Annotated in this window: 17 protein-coding genes; 7 read left to right on the top strand and 10 right to left on the bottom strand. The window is 63.2% G+C overall.

Annotated elements, in window-relative coordinates; translation table 11 throughout:
* Window positions 1-4: 4 nt before the first annotated feature.
* The 6 genes from IVB46_RS02575 (at window position 5) to IVB46_RS02550 (ending at window position 6,878) form a co-directional block, all read left to right on the top strand.
* Window positions 5-541, top strand: coding sequence for a hypothetical protein (locus IVB46_RS02575; protein WP_247341883.1), 537 nt, complete (start codon window positions 5-7; stop codon window positions 539-541).
* Between the two features lie 266 nt (window positions 542-807).
* On the top strand, window positions 808-1,896 hold the full coding sequence (locus tag IVB46_RS02570; protein ID WP_247314038.1) for a mandelate racemase/muconate lactonizing enzyme family protein: 1,089 nt from the start codon (window positions 808-810) through the stop codon (window positions 1,894-1,896).
* 229 nt (window positions 1,897-2,125) lie between these two features.
* Window positions 2,126-3,274 carry an amidohydrolase gene (locus IVB46_RS02565; protein WP_247314040.1) on the top strand — a complete coding sequence of 383 codons (1,149 nt, stop codon included), beginning with the start codon at window positions 2,126-2,128 and terminating at the stop codon, window positions 3,272-3,274.
* A gap of 280 nt (window positions 3,275-3,554) precedes the next feature.
* Window positions 3,555-4,982, top strand: coding sequence for a sodium:solute symporter family protein (locus IVB46_RS02560; RefSeq protein ID WP_247314042.1), 1,428 nt, complete (start codon window positions 3,555-3,557; stop codon window positions 4,980-4,982).
* The gene (locus IVB46_RS02555; RefSeq protein ID WP_247314044.1) at window positions 4,979-6,193 is read left to right on the top strand and encodes an exo-alpha-sialidase; all 1,215 of its coding nucleotides are present in this window, start codon (window positions 4,979-4,981) and stop codon (window positions 6,191-6,193) included. Before IVB46_RS02560 ends, IVB46_RS02555 begins: the two co-directional genes overlap by 4 nt.
* 4 nt (window positions 6,194-6,197) lie before the next feature.
* Window positions 6,198-6,878, top strand: coding sequence for an SDR family oxidoreductase (locus tag IVB46_RS02550; protein WP_247314046.1), 681 nt, complete (start codon window positions 6,198-6,200; stop codon window positions 6,876-6,878).
* A 95-nt stretch (window positions 6,879-6,973) separates the two neighbouring features.
* On the opposite strand, the gene IVB46_RS02545 is transcribed toward IVB46_RS02550, so the two are convergent.
* The 4 genes from IVB46_RS02545 to IVB46_RS02530 form a co-directional block, all read right to left on the bottom strand.
* Window positions 6,974-7,906 (bottom strand): dihydrodipicolinate synthase family protein, encoded by a 933-nt coding sequence (locus tag IVB46_RS02545; protein ID WP_247314049.1) that lies wholly within the window; start codon window positions 7,904-7,906, stop codon window positions 6,974-6,976.
* Window positions 7,907-7,998: 92 nt separating this feature from the next.
* The gene (locus IVB46_RS02540; protein WP_247314052.1) at window positions 7,999-9,357 is read right to left on the bottom strand and encodes an ABC transporter substrate-binding protein; all 1,359 of its coding nucleotides are present in this window, start codon (window positions 9,355-9,357) and stop codon (window positions 7,999-8,001) included.
* Window positions 9,358-9,569: 212 nt separating this feature from the next.
* Window positions 9,570-10,625, bottom strand: coding sequence for a LacI family DNA-binding transcriptional regulator (locus tag IVB46_RS02535; protein WP_063984892.1), 1,056 nt, complete (start codon window positions 10,623-10,625; stop codon window positions 9,570-9,572).
* Window positions 10,626-10,730: 105 nt separating this feature from the next.
* A complete protein-coding gene (locus IVB46_RS02530) occupies window positions 10,731-11,918 on the bottom strand; it encodes a CoA transferase (protein WP_247341879.1) in 1,188 nt (395 codons plus the stop codon).
* A gap of 172 nt (window positions 11,919-12,090) precedes the next feature.
* Here IVB46_RS02530 and IVB46_RS02525 point away from each other — a divergent pair, with 172 nt between their 5' ends.
* Entirely contained in the window at window positions 12,091-12,978 is an 888-nt protein-coding gene (locus IVB46_RS02525; protein WP_166088393.1) for a hypothetical protein, read from the top strand.
* Window positions 12,979-13,522: 544 nt separating this feature from the next.
* Here the strand turns inward: IVB46_RS02525 and IVB46_RS02520 are convergent.
* From IVB46_RS02520 to IVB46_RS02495, 6 genes are all read right to left on the bottom strand, one after another.
* A complete protein-coding gene (locus IVB46_RS02520) occupies window positions 13,523-15,541 on the bottom strand; it encodes a pentapeptide repeat-containing protein (protein ID WP_247314058.1) in 2,019 nt (672 codons plus the stop codon).
* The gene (locus tag IVB46_RS02515) at window positions 15,538-17,469 is read right to left on the bottom strand and encodes an effector-associated domain EAD1-containing protein (RefSeq protein ID WP_247314059.1); all 1,932 of its coding nucleotides are present in this window, start codon (window positions 17,467-17,469) and stop codon (window positions 15,538-15,540) included. The genes IVB46_RS02520 and IVB46_RS02515 overlap by 4 nt, the downstream gene beginning before the upstream one ends.
* 63 nt (window positions 17,470-17,532) lie before the next feature.
* Window positions 17,533-19,047, bottom strand: a complete 1,515-nt coding sequence (locus IVB46_RS02510) for a metallophosphoesterase (RefSeq protein WP_247314061.1) — start codon at window positions 19,045-19,047, stop codon at window positions 17,533-17,535.
* A 792-nt stretch (window positions 19,048-19,839) separates the two neighbouring features.
* Complete coding sequence (locus IVB46_RS02505; protein ID WP_247314063.1) at window positions 19,840-22,341, bottom strand: two-component system VirA-like sensor kinase; 2,502 nt, start codon at window positions 22,339-22,341, stop codon at window positions 19,840-19,842.
* Window positions 22,338-23,246 carry a cytochrome c peroxidase gene (locus IVB46_RS02500; protein ID WP_234678505.1) on the bottom strand — a complete coding sequence of 303 codons (909 nt, stop codon included), beginning with the start codon at window positions 23,244-23,246 and terminating at the stop codon, window positions 22,338-22,340. Before IVB46_RS02500 ends, IVB46_RS02505 begins: the two co-directional genes overlap by 4 nt.
* Window positions 23,247-23,432: 186 nt before the next feature.
* Window positions 23,433-23,972, bottom strand: coding sequence for a DUF1127 domain-containing protein (locus IVB46_RS02495; RefSeq protein WP_247314066.1), 540 nt, complete (start codon window positions 23,970-23,972; stop codon window positions 23,433-23,435).
* Window positions 23,973-24,044 lie beyond the last annotated feature (72 nt).

Genomic DNA, 24,044 nt, shown 5'->3' with positions numbered 1-24,044 from the left:
GCGCGTGGTCCGGTTCGCGCTCGCGGGATTTGCGCTAGTGGCGCTTGCGGACGCGGCCGGCGCGGAGGAGGACAGCAGCGCCTTGCTGGTCGATCTCTTCGCAAAGATCTGTGCGCCCAAGCCGGCCAGGCCCGGCCAGGTCGAGCGCATCGCATCGGGTCTGGGCTTTGTCAGTGACGGCGGCCCGATCACGGCCGAGATGGAGCGTGGAGCAAAAATCGACGTTCTCTACTCGGCCAAGCTGATCAGGCGGGGCAAGAGTCTCGGGAGCATGACGGCCTATTTCGCAGGTCCCGACGATGGTCCGAGCGTGACCTGCACGGTGTCGGCCGTCGGCGTCTCGGCCGACGCGCTGCCCGGGCTGATCGAAACATCATTGAAGGCCCGTGAGCGGACCGACAAGCCGTCCAACGACGACAATCATCGTCTGGCGAGCTGGCATGTCGGTACCGGCAGCGGCGACACGCTTGAGATGTCGGTGTGGCGAACGTCGCCGCACCGGGCCTCGATCAGCATCAATTATTACGCCACCAAGCGCTGAGCGGGATCACCCGCGCCGGATCGATGATCCAGACCTGGAGCCGGTCTCGTAGGGTGGGCAAAGCGAAGCGTGCCCACCAGTGTCCGTTTGTCGCGCGATGGTGGGCACGTCGCTGCGCTCCTTTGCCCACCCTACGAACTGCCGCTCGGCGAACCGCGTCGCGACGACGCACCCGGCCGATACGGCGGCAGACCTGCCTCCCGCTCGAGGCGGATTGCCCGCACCGCGCGGCCGGCCTAGCCTGCAAGAAAAAGCAGGGAGAATACATGGCACACATCGCAAATATCGAGACCGGGTTCTACCGGATCCCCCTCCCCGTCACGCTGTCCGACTCAACGCATGGCGAGATCGCGGCGTTCGAGCTGATCACCTGCCGCATCCGCGATGCCGACGGCGCGGAAGGCGTCGGCTACACCTACACGGTCGGGCGCAATGGCGGGGCGACTGCGGACATCCTCAAACGCGAGATCCCGCCGCTGGTCGAAGGACGCGAGGCCGACGACACCGAGGCGATCTGGCATCACGTCTGGTGGGGCTTGCATTATGGCGGGCGCGGCGGACCGGCGGTACTGGCGCTGTCCGCGCTCGACATCGCGTTGTGGGACCTGAAGGCGCGGCGCGCGAAATTGCCGCTGTTCCGCCTGCTCGGCGGCTTCGATGCGCACGTGCCCTGCTATGCCGGTGGCATCGACCTCGATCTCTCCGTCGAGGCGCTGCTCGCCCAGACCGACGGCAATCTCGCCAAGGGCTTTCGCGCTATCAAGATGAAGGTCGGCCGGCCCGATCTCAAATCCGACGTCGCGCGCGTCGCGGCCATGCGCAAACATCTCGGCGACGGCTTTCCGCTGATGGCGGACGCCAACATGAAATGGACGGTGGAGGACGCGATCCGCGCCGCCCGCGCCTTCGTCCCCTACGACCTCACCTGGCTCGAGGAGCCTGTTATCCCCGACGACGTCGCGGGCCATGCCCGCATCATGCAGGCCGGCGGCGTGCCGATCGCGGCCGGCGAGAATTTGCGCTCGCTGTGGGAGTTCAAGAACTACATCGTCGCCGGCGCGGTGTCCTATCCCGAGCCTGACGTCACCAATTGCGGCGGCGTGAGTGCGTTCATGAAGATCGCGCGGCTCGCGGAGGCGTTCAATCTCCCGGTCACCAGCCACGGCGCGCACGACATCACGGTGCATTTGCTCGCGGCCTGCCCGAACCGCTCGTACCTGGAAGCGCATGGTTTCGGGCTGGACAAGTATATCGAGCACCCGCTGGTGCTCGCGGACGGCAAGGCGCTGGCGCCGGACCGGCCGGGCCATGGCATCAGCTTCGACTGGAAAGGACTGGCGAAGCTCTCGCCGTAGGGCAATCCGTCATGGCCGAAGCAAGACGTGGATGGCCGGGTCATAGGCGAGCGGAAGCGACGCCGTCCTTCGGACGGCTATGGCGAGCGGAAGCGACGCCGTCCTTCGGACGGCTATGCCCGGCCATGACGATGTTGCTGCACGCGAGGCATTCGCAGGCGCTTGACGGGTCGGCTCAATATTCGGCTATGCTGGCATTAGCCGGCCCTCCTTGCGAAAGATCCCCGCCTTGCCCCCCGAGCTGCACCAGAAACTGACCCAGTGGCGCCGGCATCTGCATGCCCACCCGGAACTGGGCCTCCACGAGAAGGCCACCTCGGCCTTCGTGCAGGACAAGCTCGCCGAGCTCGGCATTCCCTTCGAAGCGGGCATCGGCGGCCACGGCGTGGTTGCGACGCTGACGCGAGGGGCGGCGCAGGGCCGCGTCGGCCTGCGCGCCGACATGGACGCGCTGCCGATCACCGAGGACACCGGCCTGCCCTACGCCTCGACGACATCAGGCGTGATGCATGCCTGCGGCCATGACGGGCACACCGCCTCGCTGCTCGGCGCGGCCGCACTGCTGGTGGCCGACACCAGCTGGAGCGGCACCGTCGACTTCATCTTCCAGCCGGCCGAGGAAGGACTTGGCGGCGCGCGCGCGATGGTCGGCGCCGGCCTGTTCGACCGCTTTCCGATGACGCGGGTGTTCGGCTTCCACAACTGGCCCGGGCTCGCAGCCGGCACCATTGCGGTCCACGACGGCGTCGTGATGGCCTCCGGCGGACGCGTCAGCATCACCATCGACGGCCATGCCGGACATGCCGGCATGCCGCATCTGACCCGCGATCCCGTCATGGCGGCGGGACACCTGATCGTGGCGCTGCAATCGGTCGTGTCGCGCAGCATCGATCCGCTCGACACCGCCGTGCTCTCGCTGTGTACGCTCGAAGGCGGCACGGCGCGCAACCAGATCGCGGGACGCGTCACCATCGGCGGCACGCTGCGGTATCATCGCGACGCGGTGAAGGACGTCATCCTGGCGCGGATCGGAGAGGTCTGCGCAGGCATTGCAACGACCTTCGGCGTCAAGGTCACGCCCGAAATCGTCATGGGCGTCGGCGTGGTGGTCAACACGCCTGCCGAGGCGGGCCTGGCGCGCCTTGCCGCGGAGAGGGTGCAGACCGAGGTGCGGCGCGATCTCGCGCCGAGCATGGCCGGCGAGGATTTCGCCTTCTTCCTCAAGCAGTGCCCCGGCGCCTTCGCCTGGATCGGCAACGGTGAATTGCGCGACGGCGCCGAGTTGCACGGCCCGCGCTACGATTTCAACGACGCGATTTTGCCGGTCGCCTCGAGCTGGATGGCCGAGGTCGCCAAGGTGGCGCTGAAGTCGAACTGACCCCGGAACGGCAGGGCCTCGGATTCGCTGCGCATGACGTCGGCCGTGCGCCGACTGTCCCGCCGACACTTTTTCTTTGGCCTGCAACCCTTTGAACATGCAGCGGCGATGACTGCCCGAGCGGGCGCGTTGCAGCACCGCACCGCTGCGCGCGCTTGACGCGGGACGTGCGGGCAGGAATAATGAAATTAAAGAACAATTGTTCGCATTCCGAACAGACTGCAGCGGGACCAAGCGGGCTCACAACACCGCATCCGCGCCACCAGAGGAAACGTCATCGATGCAAGCCATCCTCAATGGCGACAGCACGCTCATCGTCGCGATGATCGTCGCCTACATCGCCTTCACGTCCTGGCTCACGTTCAGGCTGCGCAGCAGGACCAGCGATCAGTTCATGACGGGCGCACGCGCGATGCCGGCGGTGGTCGTCGGCGTGCTGATGATGTCCGAATTCGTCGGCGCCAAATCGACCGTCGGCACGGCGCAGGAAGCGTTTCAGTCGGGCATAGCGGCGGGGTGGGCCGTGCTCGGCGCCTCGATCGGCTTCCTGCTGTTCGGGTTCCTGATGGTGAAGAAGCTCTACAGTTCCGGCGAATACACCATCTCGGCGGCGATCGCGCAGAAATACGGCAAGTCGACCATGCTCACGGTGTCGGTGATCATGATCTACGCGCTGCTGCTCGTGAACGTCGGCAACTATGTGAGCGGCGCGGCCGCAATCGCCACCGCACTGCATGTCAGCATGCCTGTTGCGATGTGCATCATCGCCGTGGTCAGCACCTTCTACTACGTGTTCGGCGGGCTGAAGGGCGTCGCCTGGGTGACGATCCTGCACAGCGCCATCAAGGTCGTCGGTATCGTGATCATATTTTCGGTTGCGATGTCGCTGACCGGCGGCATCGCGCCGATCCAGGCCAAGCTGCCCGCCTATTACTTCAGCTGGGACGGCAAGATCGGCTTTGCGACCATCTTCGCCTGGACCTTCGGCACCGTCGGCGCGATCTTCTCGACCCAATTCATCGTGCAGGCGATCTCCTCGACGCCGAGCGCCGATGACGCGCGCAGGGCCACCTTCTATGCGGCGGCGTTCTGCCTGCCGCTCGGATTCCTGCTCGCCCTGATCGGCGTCTCCGCGAAATTCCTCTATCCCGACATGAACAGCCTCTACGCGCTGCCGGTGTTTTTGGAGAAGATGCCCCCGCTGGCCTCGGCTTTCGTGACGACCTCGCTCGTCGCCTCGATCTTCGTCAGCGTCTGCACGGTTGCGCTCGCGATCGCCTCGCTGGTGGTGCGCGACTTCTACGTCCCCTACTGGAAACCGACGCCCGAGCGGGAGCTGAAGATGACCCGCCTGTTCTCGGTGGCGATCGGCATCGCGCCGCTGGTCTTCGTCTTCTTCATTCCGGAAATCCTCAAGCTGTCGTTCTTCACGCGCGCGCTGCGCCTGTCGATCACGATCATCGCGATGATGGGATTCTATCTGCCGCTGTTTGCCAGCAACCGCGGCGCCACCGCGGGCCTGATCGGCGCCGCGATCTCGACGACGGCCTGGTACATGCTCGGAAACCCCTTCGGCATCGACAACATGTATGTCGCGGCCGCGACACCGCTGGTGGTGATGGCGGTCGAGCGCCTGGTGATGGGCCGCGCTCCGGCCGCCGCCACGACGTCGCAGCCAAATGCATTGATGGAAAGGACTTCGACATGATCATCGATACCGAGATCGTGACCACCGACATCGGGACCGCCGCCGACGGCGTCGTTCGCCCGGTCGCCGGCGATCCCGACCGGTCCGACGGTTTCATTCCCTCGCCTTGCGTGCAGAACCACGCCGCCAATCTGATGCCGCTCGCGAACGGCGATCTGGCCTGCGTCTGGTTCGGCGGCACGCAGGAGGGCATGTCGGACATCTCGGTCTATTTTTCGCGCCTGCCCCGCGGCGCGACGCAGTGGTCTCCGGCCGAAAAGCTGTCCGACGACAAGGGACGTTCGGAGCAGAACCCGGTGCTGTTTCCCGCACCTGACGGCACGCTGTGGCTGATGTGGACGGCGCAGCTGGCGGGAAACCAGGACACCGCGCTGATCCGCCGCCGCCTCTCCCGCGACAACGGCAAGAACTGGGGCCCGATCGAGACGCTGTTTCCCGAGCAGCGCGGCCGCGGCACCTTCATCCGGCAGCCGATCGTCGTGCTCGACAATGGCGACTGGCTGCTGCCCGTGTTCTATTGCCACAGCACCCCGGGTCGGAAATGGAACGGCGACGAGGACACCAGCGCGGTGAAGATCTCGTCCGATTCCGGCGCGACCTGGCGCGACATCGACGTCCCCGGCAGCCGCGGCTGCGTGCATATGTGCATCGCGCGGCTCGACGACGGTTCGCTGATTGCCCTTTACCGCAGCCGCTGGGCGGACAACATCTATCAGAGCCGGTCCACCGATCACGGCCGCACCTGGTCGGCGCCGGTCCAGACCGTGCTGCCCAACAACAACTCCTCGATCCAGGTCACGCGACTCGGCAACGGTCATCTCGCGCTGGTCTTCAACGATTCCAGCGCCAGGGATGCGACCGGGCGCCGCCTCTCGCTCTATGACGAGATCGAGGACGATTTGCCGCCCGTGCTCGCCGGCGACGGCAAAAGAACGGATGAACGCACCGCGTTCTGGGGCGCGCCGCGGGCGCCGATGACGCTGGCCGTCTCCGCCGACGGCGGGCGGACGTGGAGCAAACGCAACGTCGAGACCGGTGACGGCTTTTGCATGACCAACAATTCACGCGATCAGACCAATCGAGAACTGTCCTATCCTTCGGTCAAGGAGACCGCCGACGGGGCGATCCACATGGCGTTCACCTTCCATCGCCGCGCGATCAAATATGTGCGCGTGACCGAGCCATGGGTGAAGCGCGCCATCCGGGACTGAGAGCATGGACAAGAGGCCGCACGCGCTCGTCACGGGCGCCAGCTCAGGGATCGGCGCTGCGATCGTCGAACGGCTGCTGCGCGATGGCTGGCGCGTCACCGGCATCAGCCGCCGTCCCGCGCCATTCGACCATCCGGCCTTCGATCACCTCTCGCTCGATCTCGGAGAGGTCGATGGCATCGCGAATACCGTCGCAGGCGTCGCGCCGACCGCACTCGTTCACGCGGCCGGCATGCTCAAGGTCGGCGAGCTCGGATCGCTCGACCATGACGACGGCGCCGCGATGTGGCGACTGCATGTCGATGTCGCCGAGCGTCTCGCCAACGCGCTGGCGCCGCGCTTGCCGAAAGGAGGACGCATCATCTTCATCGGCAGCCGCACCGCCTCGGGCGCGGCCGGCCGCGGTCAATATGCCGCGACCAAAGCGGCGCTGGTGGCGCTCGCGCGGTCCTGGGCCATCGAGCTCGCGCCACGCGGCGTCACGGTCAACGTCGTTGCGCCCGCCGCAACCGAGACGCCGATGCTGAAAGACCCGACCCGCGCCAATGTCGCACCGAAACTGCCCCCGATCGGCCGCTTCATTCGCCCGGAGGAAGTCGCGCACGCAGTGGCGTTCCTGCTTTCGCCGGAGGCTGCGGCCATCACCGGACAGCAGCTCGTCATCTGCGGCGGCAGCTCACTCTAGGCGCACGGCCGCAATCACGGTCGGCCCGCAATTGCGCGAGGGACAGCCCTCGCGCGGCGGTTGCCCGCACATCATCGAGATGGCAATTGCGGCTATCAGCGCGTGGCCGCGATCCTTGCGCGGAAGCTCGCCTGCCCCTGCATGATCTTGTCGAGCAGTGCATCGAGCGCCCAGAAGCGCTCACGGATGTCGAAATCGATGGTCCGGCTGCGGGCGCTGGCGAACGTGCCGAGCCTCTGATGGTACAGCTTGGCCAGCTTGGGATATCCCATCGGCTCGGCCATCGCCGCGAGCGCGAGATAGACGGAGAGATCGTCCGCCAGCGCCGGATGCCGCGCGCTGTCGGTCAGCAGCCATTTGTAGAGATCGGGATGGAAGTTCGTGAACACGCCGGTGAAGCCGGCGGATCCGCTTCTGATGGCGTCGAAGGCGATCGCCGCATTGGCATTGACGATGGCGAGCGAGGAGTTTTTCGTCAGCGCCACGCGACGCTTCACGGTCTCGAGGTCGCAGGACACGTCCTTGAGGATCGCGAAACGTCCGCTCTCGGCGCAGAACTTGAGCTCGTCGTCGGACAGGAGCCGGCGGAACGGCGCGGGACATTCGTAGAGGCCGAGCGGAAGAGCGGCGGGCAGCGCATCGAGCAGATGGCGCAGATTGTTCATGAAGACCGTGCCGCCCTGCCCCTTCGGATCGAACCGGTTCGTCACCAGCACCAGTCCGTCCACGCCGGTTGCGGCGATGGAGGTCAGCTCGGTCACTTGATCGTCGCGGGATTCACTGACGTGGCCTGACGCGATGACGGGCACCCGGCCCGCCGCCTGCCGCACGACGAAGCGCGCCAGCGCGACGCGCTCCTGGAGGCTCAAAAACTGCATCTCGCTCGACTGGGCCACGGCGAACAGCGCATCCGCGCCATTGGCAATGTACCATTCGACGAGGTTTTCGAGGCCCGCATAGTCGATCGCATCGGCTTCGGTGAACGGCGTCAGCATCACCGGAATGATGCCCTTGATGGTTGCGGTCACAAATCGGCTCCCAGGCGTTGAAATCGTTGACAGGCAGGAGCCTGCCGCTCACGCGTCTTGCGACGCGTGAGCGTAGCTGTTCGGGCTGGCGGTCAGTTGCCGGCTACTTCCTTGATGCGCGCGATCATGTCGTCGACGGCCTTGTCGACCGGCACCTTGTTGGTGACGATGGCGTTCACGGCCTTCATCCAGACGTTCTCGTTGTTGAGGGTGGTGAACTTGTAGTTCTTGCTCATCTCGTAGCCGCCGACGCCGGCGAAGAACTGGTCGCGCACGGCGCGGCGATGAACGTCGCCGTCCCAGAAGGCGGACTTCTGCGCGGCCGTCTTGACCGGGAACCAGCGGCCGAGTGCGCCTTCGACATAGGGCTGGAGGTTTTCGTCGCGCAGCAGGAACGAGACGAACTCCTTGGCGCGGTCCTTGTTCTTGGCCTGCTCGAAGATCAGGCCGACCACCACGGAGGAGCGGGTGTGCACCGGCGTGCCATCCGGCTTGTTGGGCCAGATCATGGTGCGGATGCGGTCATAATAGTTCTTCTTGGCTTCATCGCGCTGCTCGGCGGTGAGCGTCTCGTTGCCGGCGTCGTCGAGCCATTTGCCGGGAAGCGAAACCGTCGAATTGTGCGTCATGATCGTCGTCTTGTTGTGGAAGGCGACGTTGTTGTCGGGATCCTTCCAGCTCGTCGCCGATTGCGGCGTGCAGCCTTTCGCGGCGAACTCGACATAGTCCGTCATGGCGGCGACGAGGCCCGCCTTCACCTTGGGATCGTCGACCAGGAGCTTGCCATTGTCGTCGACCAGCACGACGTTGTAGGCGTCCATGAACACCAGGAACGAGATGAAGCTGTCGGTAGCGTCGACGCCCATCGGATGGCCGACGCCGTAGATGCGCTTGCCGGACGCCTTGCGCACGGCCGGTTGCGCCTTGTCACACCAGAACGACCAATAGCCCTTCCAGTCCTTCGGGATGTCGGTCTCCTTGAGACCTCCCTCCTCCAGCATGTCCTTCCAATAGTGCAGATGCAGCGTCGCCTGCTTCAGCGGGAAGGCGTAATAGGCCTTCGCCTTGGTCTTGTCGTTGTACAGCATGACCGTTTCGAGCGACTGCGGAGAGAACTCGCCCTTGATCGGTGCGAGCACGGAGCCGAGATCGACCAGCTTGCCTTCGGAGGCCCACTTGCCGGCGCCCTGGAAATGGTAGGTGTCCGCATAGGTCACGTCGGGCGGACTGCCGGCATCGAGCGCCGCCACCAGCTTCGGCATCATGTCCTGCGTCGCATATTGCGACAGCTCGACCTTGACCCCGGTCTTGGCCTCGAACTTCTTGATGACGGCGAGCAGCGCGTCTTCCTCGGCCTTGTAGTAGCCCTTGTTCCACCAGACGACGAGCTTCTCCTCGGCGGCTGCCGGGCTCGCCGTTCCCATCATCGGCAAGAGCAGCGAAACCGCCATCGAACAGTTTCTGGCCCACCGCAAAACGCTATTCCGCATTGTCGTTTCCTCTCCGTCTCATCCGGCGAGGGGCCCGCCGGTTGCTCTCATGGCGTTTAGAACGCGGCTATGTAAGCGCTTACATATGAGGAGTCAAGCGGCCCTTTGAGAGGGAAGCAGCCCTTCTGGCGGGACCAGGCGCGCTATCGAAGAGACGACCGCTCTCTGCGGGATCAGGCGCCCCTGGCGTGACCTGCGCTGTCGCGGATTTTCAGAACAGGCACGACTTCGCGGGACTGCGCCTGCGCTTGCCGGCCCGCGATCACGGCGAGAAGCTCGTTGGCCGCGAGGACGCCGATCTCCTGATTGTCGACCTTCATCGTCGTAAGCCCCGGAGAAAAGCGCGATGAAATCGCAAGATCATCGAAGCCGGTGATCGAAAAATCCCCGGGCGCGTCCAGGCCGCATTCCCGCGCAGCCATCAACGCACCGAGCGCCAGATTGTCGTTGCCGCAGACGATCGCGGTCGGCCGAACGTCGACGGCTTGCGTCATCAATCCGGCAAAGCTGGCCGCGCCGAACTCCAGTGTCGAGGGACCCATCATCAGATCCTGTGCCGCTATTTCCAAACCCGCGGCCGCGAGCGCTTCGCTGACGCCGCGAAGCCTGTCCTTGACGCGGTCGTTGTTGGTGTCCGGCTGGAAGATGGCGGCAAACCGGCGATGGCCGAGCGACAGCAGATGCTCCGTCATGCGGCTGAACGCGGCGCGATTGTCAAAGCCGATGCACGGATGCGGTGACAGCTTGTTGTAGGAGTATGTCACGACATAGGGAATGCCGCGCGAGTTGAGCGCGTCAAAAAGCTCGGGGGGATGATTTTCACCGACCACGGCAATTGCTTCCACACCGCGCGCAAGCATCGCTTCGGCCTGCCGCAAGCCCTCGTCCGGATCATAGTTCGAGCAGCCCAGGAACAGCGTGAAGCCGCGTTCGCTGAAGACGGTCTGCATGCCGCCGATCTGGTGGGCGAAGATTTCGTCGTCCAGGGTCGGGATGATGGCGCCGGCAATATGCGTCCGGCGCGAGGCCAGCGCCCGTCCGGCAGCATTGGGAATCCAGTTCAGCGCGCGTGCGGCGTCCTTGACCCGCTGCCTGACCTCTTCGGAGACCTTGTCGGGTTCGTTGAAGGCGCGCGAGACGGTCGCGGTCGAGACATTGGCCTTGCGGGCGACCTCCTCGAGCTTGACGCGGCCGCTGCCTCCACGCGCTCTCTTTGAACCTGCCACCATCCCCGCCACGTCGGTCGAACGCCTGATCGATCAATACCTTGCCATGGTATTGACGACCACCGGAGTCCTCAATGAAAATCTCCTGGCGTAAGGCGCGCGCGCTTCCTAGACGATCCCGCCCTCCCGAAGCGTCGCGATTGCAGCCACGTCGTAGCCAAGCTCCGTCAGGACGAGGTCGGTGTGCTCGCCGAGCGTCGGCGGACGCGATGCGATCTCGCCCGGCGTTTCCGACAGCCGGACGGCGGCGCGGGCGATGGGTGCGCGTTTCGGCAGGCCGGGATATTCGACCTCCTGCAAGAAGCCGGCGGCGCGAATATGCGGATGGTCCAGCGCCTGTTGCGGGCTGAGGACAGGCCCGGTCGGAATCATGGCCTTGCCCAGAGTGTCGACAGCCTCCTGCGTGGTGCGCTCGGCGCACCAGCGCGCCATCCGCGCGCTGATGACGGGGCCGTTGTTGCCGCGGCTAATGTCGTCGGCAAAGCGCGGATCGTTCAGCCACTGATCCTCCTCACCCATCAGCTTTGCCCAGCGCTTGAACAGCGGATGCCCCGTGACCTGGCACAGCACCCAGCCGTCCTTTGTGCGGTAGATGTCGGCCGGCGCTGCGGTCTGGCCGAGATTGCCGGTCGGAACACGGTTGACGTTGATGACCGCCTGCTCGATCAGCGTGGCATTGGTGAAGGACAGCGCGGTGGCGAGCAGCGCGCCCTCGACGATCTGCCCGCGTCCGGATTTGCCGCGCTCGATCAGGGCTGCGAGCGTCCCGAACGCGCAATGCAGCGCCGTGCCGAAATCGACCCAGTTCACCGCGGCCCGATATGGCGGGTCGCCGGCACCGGTCATGTACACCGAGCCCGACATGACTTGGCCGACACCGTCGAAGCCGACGCGGTCGGACCAGGGCCCCGGCCCGCCGAACGCGGTGGCGGTCGTCAGGATGATGTCGGGCTTGATCGCCTTCAAGGAGTCGTAGTCGAGCTTCATCGCGCGCAGGGTCTGCGGCGGCAGATTGGCGACGACGACGTCCGCGGTCGCGATCAGGCGGCGCATCACCTCCTGCCCTTCCGGCTTCATCGGATCGAGCGTGATGCACTTCTTGTTGCGGTTGACCTGAAGAAACAGCGCGCCTTCGCCGCCCTCGCCGACCGGCGCCACGAAGCGGTCCTCGCTGCCGTCGCGCTTTTCCACGCGGATGACCTCGGCGCCGAATTCGGCCAGCAAGGTCGCGCAATAGGGCCCTGCGATATAGCGCCCGAAATCGAGGACGCGCACGCCCTCCAAAACTCCTCCCATCGATCCCTTCCCATATTCATATGTTCTCGCCAGATTACAGGGACTGGCTGCCACGGCAAGGCGGCAGAGGACATCATGCCCCTGCCCCCAAGATGTGATCGCCTGACTGTTTCGGCTGGCGGAAATTCTGCTCTAGTATCGAACTCTCAGTCCCCCCAGCCAGAGCACATCCATGCCGCAACAATTCGATCGATCCGCAGAAGATCTCGGCAACGCGATCCATTTCGAGCACGTCAACATCCAGGTCCCGGACCAGCGCCTCGCCACGCTGTTCTACGTGACCGGGCTTGGACTGACCCGCGATCCCTACCTGATGGTGTCCGACACCAACATGTGGATCAATGCCGGACGGAGCCAGTTTCACCTGCCGAGCGGCAGGCCGCAGGTGCTGCGCGGCCATGTCGGACTGGTCATCGAGGGCCGTGAGGCGCTGCTGGCGCGGCTCGCGTCAGTCGCGAAGAAGCTCGAGGGCACGGCGTTCGCATTCGCCGAGCACAACGATCATGTCGAGGCGACCTGTCCGTGGGGCAACCGACTGCGCTGCTACGAGCCGGACGCCGCGCGCTTCGGGCGCATCGCGCTCGGGATTCCCTATGTCGAGTTCGACGTGCCGGAAGGCACCACGAAGGCGATTTGCGCCTTCTACCCCGAGATCATGGGCATGCCCGCAAGCTTGCGAAACGGCGACGGCCAAGTCGCCGCCGTGAAAACCGGCCGCGACCAGCATCTGTTGTTCCGCGAGACCGATCGGCCCCAGGGCGACTACGACGGCCACCACGTGCAGATGTACATCACCGACTTCTCCGGCCCTTACCGCAAACTGCTGGCGCGCGACCTGATCTCGCGCGAGGACAATCAATACCAGTACCGCTTCTGCGACATCGTCGATCTCGACAGCGGCAGGCATCTCTTCACGGTCGAGCACGAGGTCCGCAGCGCGACCCATCCGATGTTCATGCGGCCGATGGTCAATCGCAATCCGGCGATCAACAACCGCAATTACGCATTCGGCCACGATCAGTCGCTCTGGGCGATGGGGCCGGATCAATATGAGGGATAGGGAGCGGCAAGGATTGCGCTCGGCGACGGCACCGCCGCTGTGACTGCATCCTTGGGGCGCGCCAGCTTCCGGGCATTTCCCACGAACGGTGTTCGGTGACAACCTGCGAACCCGTAGGTACTTGTCGCGGCGCATGATCGCGCGCCGCCCGCATCACTGGCACACCGGAACGGGGCCCAACAACAACCGTCAGCGGCAAGAACCACAGTTGGCGGCGGCTGGCATAGCCACGAAGGTTGCTCCCACGCCCAATCCGAGCATCGCCACCAGTGCAATTCGTAGGACTAAAATCCGGGTCATTTGAAACTCCCTCGCGGGCGACGTCTTAAAGTAGCATGGTACAACAGGTACGCCGTGCGTGCAAACTCAGCCCACCCTCTATTCGGCTGGCAGATCGCAAACTTGCCTGCAAGAGGCGCTCTTTGCTGGGCTTTCGGGCCAGTAGACGGGATTCTCACGTCGCCGTCGGCCGGCCGCCACGCCCTTCAAGATGAGGGGAGCGCGCATTCCTCCGCTATCGGCAGGTCGACAATCGAAGTCCGGTCTAGTTGGGGGAGTTGAGCGTCGCACAGCGCTCGGCCAGACCTGCAGTCGTTCGGTTGATCGTTGCCGTCGAATTCATCACCTCTTTCTTGAAAGCGCCCGTGAAGTGCTTTTTGAGAAGAAGCAACTCGTGGGTCGGCTGGTATTCTTTCTCTGGAAGGGCTTTTTGCAATTGCACCATCGCTTCTTCGTCCTGCCCCAGGACGTGCAAAGCCACCGCATATCGGAAAATCACTTCGGACTCGTCGAGTGTTTCGGCAGCAGATTTCAGCAGGGCGACCGCCCTTGTGAAATTGCTCTTCTCTTCCGCGTCGTCTTTCGCCGGCTTCTGCATAAGAATGTAGGCGAGAGTATCGGCCGTACCGGCGCCGCGTCTCTTCAGATAAGGTTCGTCTTTGGCCCGCGCATAATGATCCATTGCGGCGGTGGCTGCCGCTTCGGCTTCTCCGTCGCCTATCAGTCCATAGGTGGCCAAGATCCATGCCCTCTCGTTGTTGAGATAAGCTAGCCGCTCCGATTTGTCTTCCTCACCGAGGCCCATCTTCTCATAGACATTCCGAGCGAAAGTATTCTTAGCCAAATCGGACTTGAATCTCTCGTTTTGACTGATGTCCTTCCGAGGATACTTTTTTTCCAGAAGGTCGATTTCATCGAAGCCCCATCCTTTGGCTTGCCACCAGGGCGCATCGGCGAAGATTGGAATATTGTCGTCCCAAAACTTCATGCGCTTGAATGATGCGCCCGTGATGTCGGCGCCGGAAAAATCTGCTTGTTTACACAGGGAGACGCCATCGAAATTGGCCTGGTAAAGTTTGGCGTTCCTGAAATTGACATTCTCGAGGACGGCACCATTGAATGAAGCCGAGGACAGCGTGGCTCCTTCGAAAACCACATTTCTCAGTTTCGATTCCCTGAATTGAGCGCCCGCCGCCGCGATTCCGTGCAGATCCTTGTTTGCCGGCTCCGCGAGCTTGAGGCCTTGTACTTCCAATTTCTGGTGATAGGTGGCCAGCCATCGTATGTCGTCGGCTTTCCTTGCATCCGGAGTGCTCTTGTCCTCGATTTCCTGAACGACCGACGAAACTTTGATCGGGACGTACAGTTTTTCATAAGCAGACGAGCTGGCCAGAGCGATCACGCCGATGACGATTGCAACCGCCAACGCCACACTCGCCTTTATGATGTTCCACCGGCTGCTTGCATTGATGAAGTCCGTTTCCCATTGCTTGAGATTGCCGTATTCACGGAACCGGCGGATAAGACGCCAGTCAAGCAAGGCTCCGGTTGAACGGTTGCTGCCGATCCAACTCAAGGCCAAATCACTCAGGTTCTTGCGCTTAGCGATCTCCTTGGTTAGCCAGCCCCATCGGCGCGACAAGGCCAGATAATGAAGCGAGAGCTCCTCACCCTCCCTCGTTGGTCTTCCGACGAGAATGCCGGCATTTTTCAGACCGTCGAGCAGTTCGTCGACCTGACCCGTCTTGCCGAATTTATTCAACTCTTCGCGGCGCGCCGGCCTTAAGCTTATCTCCTGATCGTGTTCCGGAAAGCGGAGCACGCCAAGCAAGACGCGCCGCACGAGGTCCGTCTGCTTTGCGGAAAGACCTCGAATGAAAATATCTCCCCGTTCAGCGGCGGCGTCGACCACGGCCGGATCGAAAGGTTCGAGCTGGTTGTCTGGCCGATCCTGATATGCCGGATCTCGCTGCGAGTTGACTACCGACGAATCGACATTTTTGGATTCAGGCCCTTGCGCAAAACTGCTGGGCTGCACCTTGGTGAAAGCGCTGGCAACCCAGTAGTCGACCAATCCCTGGGCTTCCCTTCGGTTGGCCAAGGTATCGAGCACGACACCAGTTGCGATCGCGCGGGAGATGAACTCCTCGATTTGCCTCAAGCCGGCCTCTGTAAGCGAGCCGGTGCGTTCGCTTATCGGCAAGTTGTCAAACAGGTACTCGTGGGCTCGCCGCAGCGCGTCCATCGAGAGATACGGTTCTTGATGCTGGTTGGTGGCCGTCATGGCGTCAATGCTCCGAGCAGGCGGTTGAGCGACGGCGCCAATTGAACGATCTTCTCCGACATCGCTTTGACCGACTCATCGAGTCTATAGAACCGGTCGTCGCAAGAGCCGGAAAAGGTATGCAATGCGATCTTACCTTGCTCTCGTTCGGTCGCATCCGGCTGCGCGTTTGGCGTTGCTCCGATCCACTTATCCAGACGATCCAACAGTCTCTTCGACCAGAGTTCTTCTGGATACATGCCACACAGCGCGCGCAGCCGCTTTTCGAACAGAGGCCATTGAAAGATTTTTCCTTGCGGCTGATGTCGGATTGAATTCTTCGCGCCTTCGACTTCTGTGCTGACGGCCTGCCATGCGAAGTGCTCCTTGATCAGACCCGCAACGCAGATGCGAACTGCTCCGATCGCCGCAGCACCGTTCATCAGATCCTGCGACTCCGCGGGATTCGGATTTTCTACACAGACCACTTCATCGATCATGCTTGTCAGGCCAAGGAGGCCCAGCTTTCCGGCCGCTTCTGCCAAGGAGCGGTTGATCTGCGGAGCCGCCGTGGTTACCACCGATCGCAACGTTGTGTAGACCTGACCGCGGTCGTCCATGCTTGCGGCCGGATCCGCGACTTCGAGCATTTCTTCGCTACGCGCCTTGAGCGCGTTGATCCAGCCCATCTCCACCTGTTCGGTATCAAGTCCGCGAATTCTCTCCTCGGCATCCTGGGCATAATCGCGAATCTCTTCCGCAAAACGCTCCAGCGACGCATTGGCCCTGACATCGGTCGCAGGTAAGCGGAGAGCCAGGTCGATCGCCTCGAGCTTGAACTGCAAATTGTGCAGAATGCCATGAAGCGCCTTGTATTGTTCGACGACATGAACTTGCTGCAGTATGATCTGCACGTCGCCACGATAGCTGTTCGCGATGGCGTTCGCCGGGGCACTCGTCCGGACCAGGGCCGATAGCAGCTCAAGCGCTCGTATAGCCTTGAAAATCAACCCGCCGATATCAATGGGGTTCAGCACGTCGGGAGCGTACTTCCTGCAAAGCTCTCGCAAGTCGTTGTTCGCCGGGCGCGATCTCAGGGTCGCATTCAGAAGCGCTTCCATTGGGCCGGCTCCCTGCTGATTGGCCCATGTCAAAAGATATGTAACGATGGTCTCGAACTGCTGATCCGGATTGGTAACCTGGTCCAGATCGAGACCCAGTGAGTATTTTACGATCGTTCCGAGCGCATTATCCCCAGCGGAGAATTCCTTTACATAAATGGGTACGAGCTCCCTCACCTGATCGTCCAGGAGAACCGTCTGCACTGTCGGCATCTCCTGAACCGACAGCACCGGATCGAGATCGGCGAAGAACTTCGCCGGACAGGCATAGACGACGCCGCCGATGGTGTGATCTTCGTCGCCCAACGCAAATCGCATCAGGCCAACGACAACGTCCCGCATCAGCACCGGGCCGCCGGACAATCCTCGAGCGTCGCCACCGATCCCGCCGGCCAGTTGTTTGCTGTAGAGTTGAATCGCCGGCCCGCCGAAAAGTTCGCCAGCATGATTGGTCACGTCACCGCTGACGGTAAGTCCATCCGCTGGCTGCATGTTTGCGTAGCCATAGGTCTCCCACTCTCCGCCGGAACGATGCAGCGCGCGTAGCGCCAGCGGCGTATTTGCTGCCGAGGGCGGCGGATCCGTGCAGCGCAGCAGCATGCAGTCAGCAGTCCGATTCCACTTGACCGGCGTAGCCGCGGTCGCGTGGCCGGGGAACTGCAGATTAATGTTCTGAAAGAATACCGGATCTTCCGGGTCACGATCAGCGACGTTGTGCAGAGCCGTCGCCACAAGGTCATGAGCGACGAGAAAGCCCGTTCCACGGACCGGGCCCACCGGACTCGTCGCGGTAACTTCGGCGATCACCGCCCGCGTGCTCTCATCCATGCGCCTTCCCGCAATGCATGCTCACCATGTGCCGCACATCGAAAAATTTCGTATCCCAATCGTCTATGAAATCGGCGCTACGCACAAATTCGCTTCTGCAACCTTGCCGTTATCGTCGACATCGAGCCGAACATAGGTCGGCCGAAACAGCGTCCAGTCCGAGAAGTCTCCGGCCTTCAATTTTTGAACAAAGCCATCCAGCCGGCTAAGTGCGTCGGACTCCGGCAGAGTCAAAATCTCGTTCGGAAAGCGCAGCACGTCCGCCCATGTGCCCGAATTGAAGTACCAGCGTCCATCGCCGAGGCTGACACGCTTCGCCTGATGGGTATGGCCGAACACCACATGGCGAAAGCCACCTTTCACAAGATCGCTCGCAGCGTTCAAATATTCCTTGGCCGTCTCCTTGGTTTCATCGAAGCTGTCTTCCTTCTGCAGCCCTCGTATCGCAGTAAGCAGCGCCCGCATGCGTTTCTCAGCGGCGCTCGAGCCGAAAGCGAGCTTGAACAATCCCAGCGCGGTGTTGAGGTTTTCACTTGCGCTGACATCCGTTCCCATTTCCGGTCGTTTTGCCTTGGAATCGTTGTCAAGCTGGCGGAGAAAATCCGTTCCCTCGCTGCCGAGCGATTCCGCGATCGCGACCTTCAGCGCGGCGTCATTGTCCAGGCCGGCAAGTATCGATTGCGCCGAGCCAGTACCGGGCGCCGCCTTGGCCCGGATGTCCTGGCCGAATGGCTTCTTGCTCGCTGCGACATCCGCTTTGATGTCGCCGCCGAATTTCGGCAGAATGGGGCCTTCGAGCCCATGACTCCGAGTCCAATACCAAAAGCGCGCTAACTCGCCGAAGCGTTGTCGATAACTCGGTTCGAGCGCAAGCAGGATCGGCACCACCGCAGAGTCTTCCGGCTTGAGCAGGTCCACGAACGCATAATCTCGTTTGATCTTGTTGATGACCGACGTGACCATCTGGCTCCCGGGCGGAGGGACGAACTGGTATTGCTTGGGCACTTCCTGCCGACGCGACATCAGGGACCGAACCCGGCGTAACGCGTCGAGGTCGATCTGATTCCACGCGTCGTATCGATTGCCGTGCTCGATCAGCGCGTCGCCAACGATGTAGGCTTCGCCATCCGGGATGAATTCGAAATCGTGCCCGGACTTGACGCCCAGTGCTCTGCGCAGTTCGGCGCGCACAGGAGGGAGGCTCAGCTCGATGTCGTGGTTACCGAGGAGAATGGTCAGCCGACCTCCCGCATCCAGAAACCGGTTGAGCGCCGCGAACACGCCCGGGTCCCGGTTCACGATGGCCTTGAATTTGCTGACTGCCTGACCAGGATCAGCAGTGAAGGGCGACCAGGTGTCGGCCTGCTCTCCATCGAGCTCGGCGAGAAAATCGACCGTATCGCCGTTCAGAACGAGTTCGCTCGGGCCCTTCTCGGCAATCTCCTGCGCCAAGCCCTCGACGAAGCGAACGATCTGATCGGCGCGGGTACACAAGCGGAAGCCGCGCTTCCCTTGCTCCGGCGGCACTGGATACGTGCCTCCCAAATGAAGATCGGAAATAATATAGACTCGGCGCATCTGAAATCTCGCTGCATGCACCTGGAAAGCAAGTGAAAGGGAGATTGTGCGACCGTAGGTAGTCTGCGTCAATCACTTCTGAGTATCTCGCAGGCACGAGGCCCATCCAGCACGCAGCAGTTCCACAACCATTTGATATAACTTCAAAATTTATGTATCGCGTCCGGGCAAATCCGGCGATCAACAACCGCAATTACGCATTCGGCCACGATCAGTCGCTCTGGGCGATGGGGCCGGATCAATACGAGGGATAGGAGATGGCGAACGCGCGCCTTGCGGCGCGCGCGATCCATGACCTCGGCCGGCCATCAGCAGCCACGGCAGATGATCAGCCGGCGGTCGATCTCCCTGTCGAGCCGCTGCAGCTCCGCGTCTTGGGGCGAGGCTTGCGTCGACCCGGGCACGTCGCTGCGTCGTGGCTGCCGGTGACCGATGGGAGCCTGCCGGGACAGGTCCGCGAACTTCATTGCGTCCACACTGCCAGGCGAGGACATGGTCACAGGCGCGCTTGCGCCTCCGGCAGCCCTGAGGCTGGAAACCGATCCGAACAGAAACGTAGCTGCGACGACGGTCACGCCAAGTCTGATTGACATCATCATTCTCCTATCGCGGTGACGTTGCGACGATGCGCACACGATGGATAGGAGGTCCCGGCTACTCGACCATTTCGCCCGCGGCGACATCGCGTTACCATTGCAACCGCGATCGCCGATTGTCGTGCGCCAGCTCTGGATTCCTGTTTTGACGCGCTTTCTTCGCGCGAAGCCGGTATCCGCTTCGCTCGAAAACGCTCTACCGCGCCGCGGCGGCTCGCCTTACGCGTCGTCGCGCGGCCGACGAGGCGACGCTCCGCGCCAGGACGCCGGCGAGCTCCGCCGATATCAGCGGGTGATGAACGAGCTCGGTGATCCCTGACGTCTCCAGCGACGGCACCGCCAGCTCGCGCGTCGAGGGGCTCGCCAGAATCATCGGCAAGGCCGGCGCCGCCGCGTGCAATGCCGCCGCCAGCTCGATCGAGGAGCCTCCGGGCATGTGACACACCAGCGCCGCATCGAAACGTGTTTGCGCGGCGCGGCAGGCAGTAATCGCCTCCGCCAGCCTGGTGAACCCGACCGGCTCATACCCCAGCGCCGCGAGGATTTCCTCATGGCGCAACAGGCGACGGCGGTCGGTGTCGAGCACCAGCACCGTCTCGCCCGCGCCACGGAACGCAAGATCGGGGCTGTGCTGAACCGGCACCACCTCGTCGGGGTCGCCGGATGGCAGCCAGACGTCGAAGCGCGTGCCCGCATCGGGCTCGCTCTGCACGGCGACGGCGCCGCCATATTGCTCCGCGATCTCGCGAACGGTTGCGAGCCCGATGCCGTTGCCGTCCGGGCGCGTCGTGAAGAAGGGCTCGAAGATACGTTCCAGCGTCGCCTCGTCCATTCCCGGTCCCGGATCGGTGACGGAAATCACGGTGAAGCGGCCGGGGCCGACCTCACTGCGTCCGATCGACAATGGCTGTTGAAGATCGCGCACCTTGATGCCGAGTTCGATGCAACCCGGCTCCATCATCGCCTGTGCCGCATTGTTGCAAAGATTCAGGATCACCTGCTGCAACTGGGCGGGCTCGCCCATCACGGTGGCCTCTTCGGCCGACTCGTTCACCTCGAACTGGACGTGCGAAGGCAACGAAGCTGCCAGCAGCGATCTGGTCTCGTCGATCAGGGTCCTGACGCAGACACGCTCCCGCCTGCCCTCGCCGCGGCGGCCGAAGCCGAGAATCTGTTCGACCAGTTCTCGCGCCCGCTCGCCGGCACGGCGGATCTCCGCAAGGCTGCCGGCCGGCCGGCCTCCCGACCGGATTCGCGCTTCGGCGATCTCGGCATAGCCCAGGATCGCACCGACGATATTGTTGAAGTTGTGGGCGATACCGCTGGCAAAGGTGCCGAGGGTTTCCATGCGGCGTGCCTGTTGCAGGCTCGCCTGCAAGCGCTCCTTCTCGCCTTCGAGCCGCACCCGGCGGATCGCGTTGCCGATGGCGTCGAACGCCATGCGAAACAACGAGACTTCGGACCAGTATGCGAGCGCCCCGGCCGGCACGGTATCGAAGCCGAGGATTTCATCGCGATGTCCCCGGACCGCCGTCACGCACAGCCAGCCGCCGACGCCGGCGTCCTCGAGCAGGTTCATCGTGTCGTCGGGATGGGCGGCCTTGACCTTGGGAATATAAACGATACCGCCTTCGCCGCCGTCGAAGCGTGGCGCGAGGCTCAGCGCGCGATCCGGCCAACCCGGCTCGAATGCGATCCCGTCGCGGGACCACCGATAGGTGCTTGTCGTCGTCCCGGTCGCGCCGACGAAATAGGCGCGATCCGCACCGATGCATCCGGCGAGCTGTTGCAGCGCGGTCTCGACGTCAGCGGTGATCCTCTCGCGGCTCGAATCGATGAACCGCATCGAGATGCCGGCCATGACGTGCTCGAACGCCGCACGGCGGCGCAGCGTGACCGCGCGCCGGTGCAATAGCAATCCGAAATAGACCACACCGCAGAGCAGCAACAGCGACGTCATGAACTGCAACAGGCGCACCCGGCGCGCCGACGCCCGCGAGGCGAGCTGACGCCTGGTGATCAATGCCAATACGGCATCCTGCTCGCGGTTGTTCGCTTCGGCGACGAGCGTCTTCACGATCGTGTCGATGTCGGGCAGAAGGTCATGCAGCATCTCCCCGTGCATCAACAACGCGCGGACCGAATCCATGTCCTGCGGCGGCGTTTGCACGAGCGCCAGCTCTTCCAATCGACCCTGGACCTGACGCGCCACGACGTCCGACGTATCGAGCGTCAGGCGCAGCATCGCTGCCGCCAATGCGGAGGCGGCCGTGACCAGCGCCCGCTGATCCGACTCGGCCAGCTTGTCGCTGAACAGACCGAAATAGGCAAAGGAGTTCTGGAGCAGCGCGTTGCGGCTCTTGAACCGTTCGACCAGGTCCTCCTGCCGGAGGGCGCGTGCCGACAGCACATCGATGGCCCTGGTCTCTTCGGCGTTGAGACCCGGCGTTTCGCGCAGCCGCGTCAGGGCGTCGTCATAGGCATCGGTCATCTGCACCAGCTTGTCATAGTTGCGCGACAGGCCGACGCGCGCAGTCAGCACTTCCCTGGTCATCGCGCGTTCGAACCGGGTGAAGTCGCCAAGCGCCTGGAGCTGACGGTCGTAACGCACCGAATTGAAGTTCAGCCCGTTCAACAACAGCCAGGTCAGCAGGGCGAGCACGCAGGTTACGCCGATCACGGCGGGGGCAAATTTCATGGGGAGCCTCCGACAGTCGCGCCGCGATAGGTGCCGGTCAGACTGTTCAGAAAGGCGACGAGCGCCTTGACCTGCTTCTCCGTCAACGTGGCGTTCAATTGGGCAAAGGCCATCTTGCGAACCGCGTCGTCGAGCGTCGGCGCGCTGCCGTCATGGAAATACGGCGGCGTGGTCGCGACGTTGCGCAGGCTCGGCACGCGCAGAATTTTCGGCTCGGGCGATGCGAGCGGGTGGAATATGCCGTGGCGCTGGAACAGATTGCCGCCGACATTGACGCCCTGATGGCAGGACGCGCAGCCCAGCGATTTGAACAATTGGTAGCCGCCCAGCTCGTCCTCCGACAGCGCCGCGGCGTCACCCGCCAGCCAGCGATCGAACTTGCCGCCCGGCGTGACCAGCGTGCGCTGGAAGTTCGCGAGCGCGTCGACGACATCGCCGCGCTCCGGGCGGTGGCCGTAAGCCGCGAAGAAGCTCTCGCGCATGTCGGGATCGGCATTGAGCTTCTCTGCGATCTCGACCGAGCTGCTCGCCATGGTGCGCGGGCTTTCCAGCGACGCCCTGGTATCGGCTTCGATGTTGCGTAATTTTCCTTCCCAGCCGAAGCGAAAGCTGAGCGCCGCATTGAAGACGGTGAGCGTGTTGAGCGCGATCGCCGCCCCGTCGGGGCCGACATCGTGCTGCCTCGGGCTCGCGCCGTTCGTCGCGATATCGTGACACGATGCGCAACTGCGTGAATTGTCGTGCGACAGCCTGCGATCGGAGAACAGTCGTTCGCCGAGCTTGACCTTCAGCGGATTGATTGCCGGCGGTGCCGGAATGGGCGTGATGGGCTCATCCTTGCGGACCGACACGAAGGCAGACGGCGACTGCGACGGTGCCGGAGAGACCTTCAGAGAGCACGGCACCAGTGCGCAAATCACGATCGCGCAACGTCGAAGGCCGGCACCTCGTCCGGCCCCGATAAATCTGGCGAACTGCTGCACGCCCAGCAATGTGGGGGTGAAGCGAGAATTGTCGCGGCTGCTCAAGGAATTTTGATCGAAGCTGGATGATTTCGCGAAGGTGGCCGCCACATGCTCCGGGCGATGGTGTCAGCAATCACGGCAGTACCTCACCACCCGCTCGATGTCCGACCTGCCGGAAATCCCAAGGTCCCGCAAGGTCCGGTCATCGAACTCCATCAACGCAGCGACTGCCTTCCTGATCTCACGTTCCCGACGCCAGTACGCAGGCAGGTCCATCAGAGTCCCCAGGGTCGCGCCGAGCGACCCCAGCCGATTCCAGCTGCGCTCCAGTCGCGCATCGCGCGGCGCGGCGCGATCGAGCCTGACGATATTCCCATTATTGTCATTCCCATTGTTGTCGGCTCCATCGTTGCCGCTCTTCTCCGCGGGCTCGCGACCCGCCGAGGGCGATCGGCAATCTCTCGTGGCCTCCAGCATCGCCTGAACCGGCGCGGCTGCGGTCGGATGCAAGGCTGCACCGTAGAGGGCAAAGCCCTCCATCAGGGAGGCGAAGACCGCCCACCAGAATGTGGTGACGGGCTGATCCTGCCCGGTAGGCGGTACGTCCGGAGGCGAAGCGATGTCCGGCGCGCGATGCCTCGCGGCAACCGCACCGAGACGGACCATGCCGCGACCGTCAGATCGTGCGACCCAGTTCGCCCTGTCGAGTTCCATGTGACCCGGCAAGGCAACGCGGCT

The sequence above is a fragment of the Bradyrhizobium sp. 61 genome (assembly GCF_023073075.1).
GTDB lineage: Bacteria > Pseudomonadota > Alphaproteobacteria > Rhizobiales > Xanthobacteraceae > Bradyrhizobium > Bradyrhizobium barranii.
Note: the sequence above shows the minus strand (reverse complement) of the source record. Positions and strands in the feature narration are given on the sequence as shown.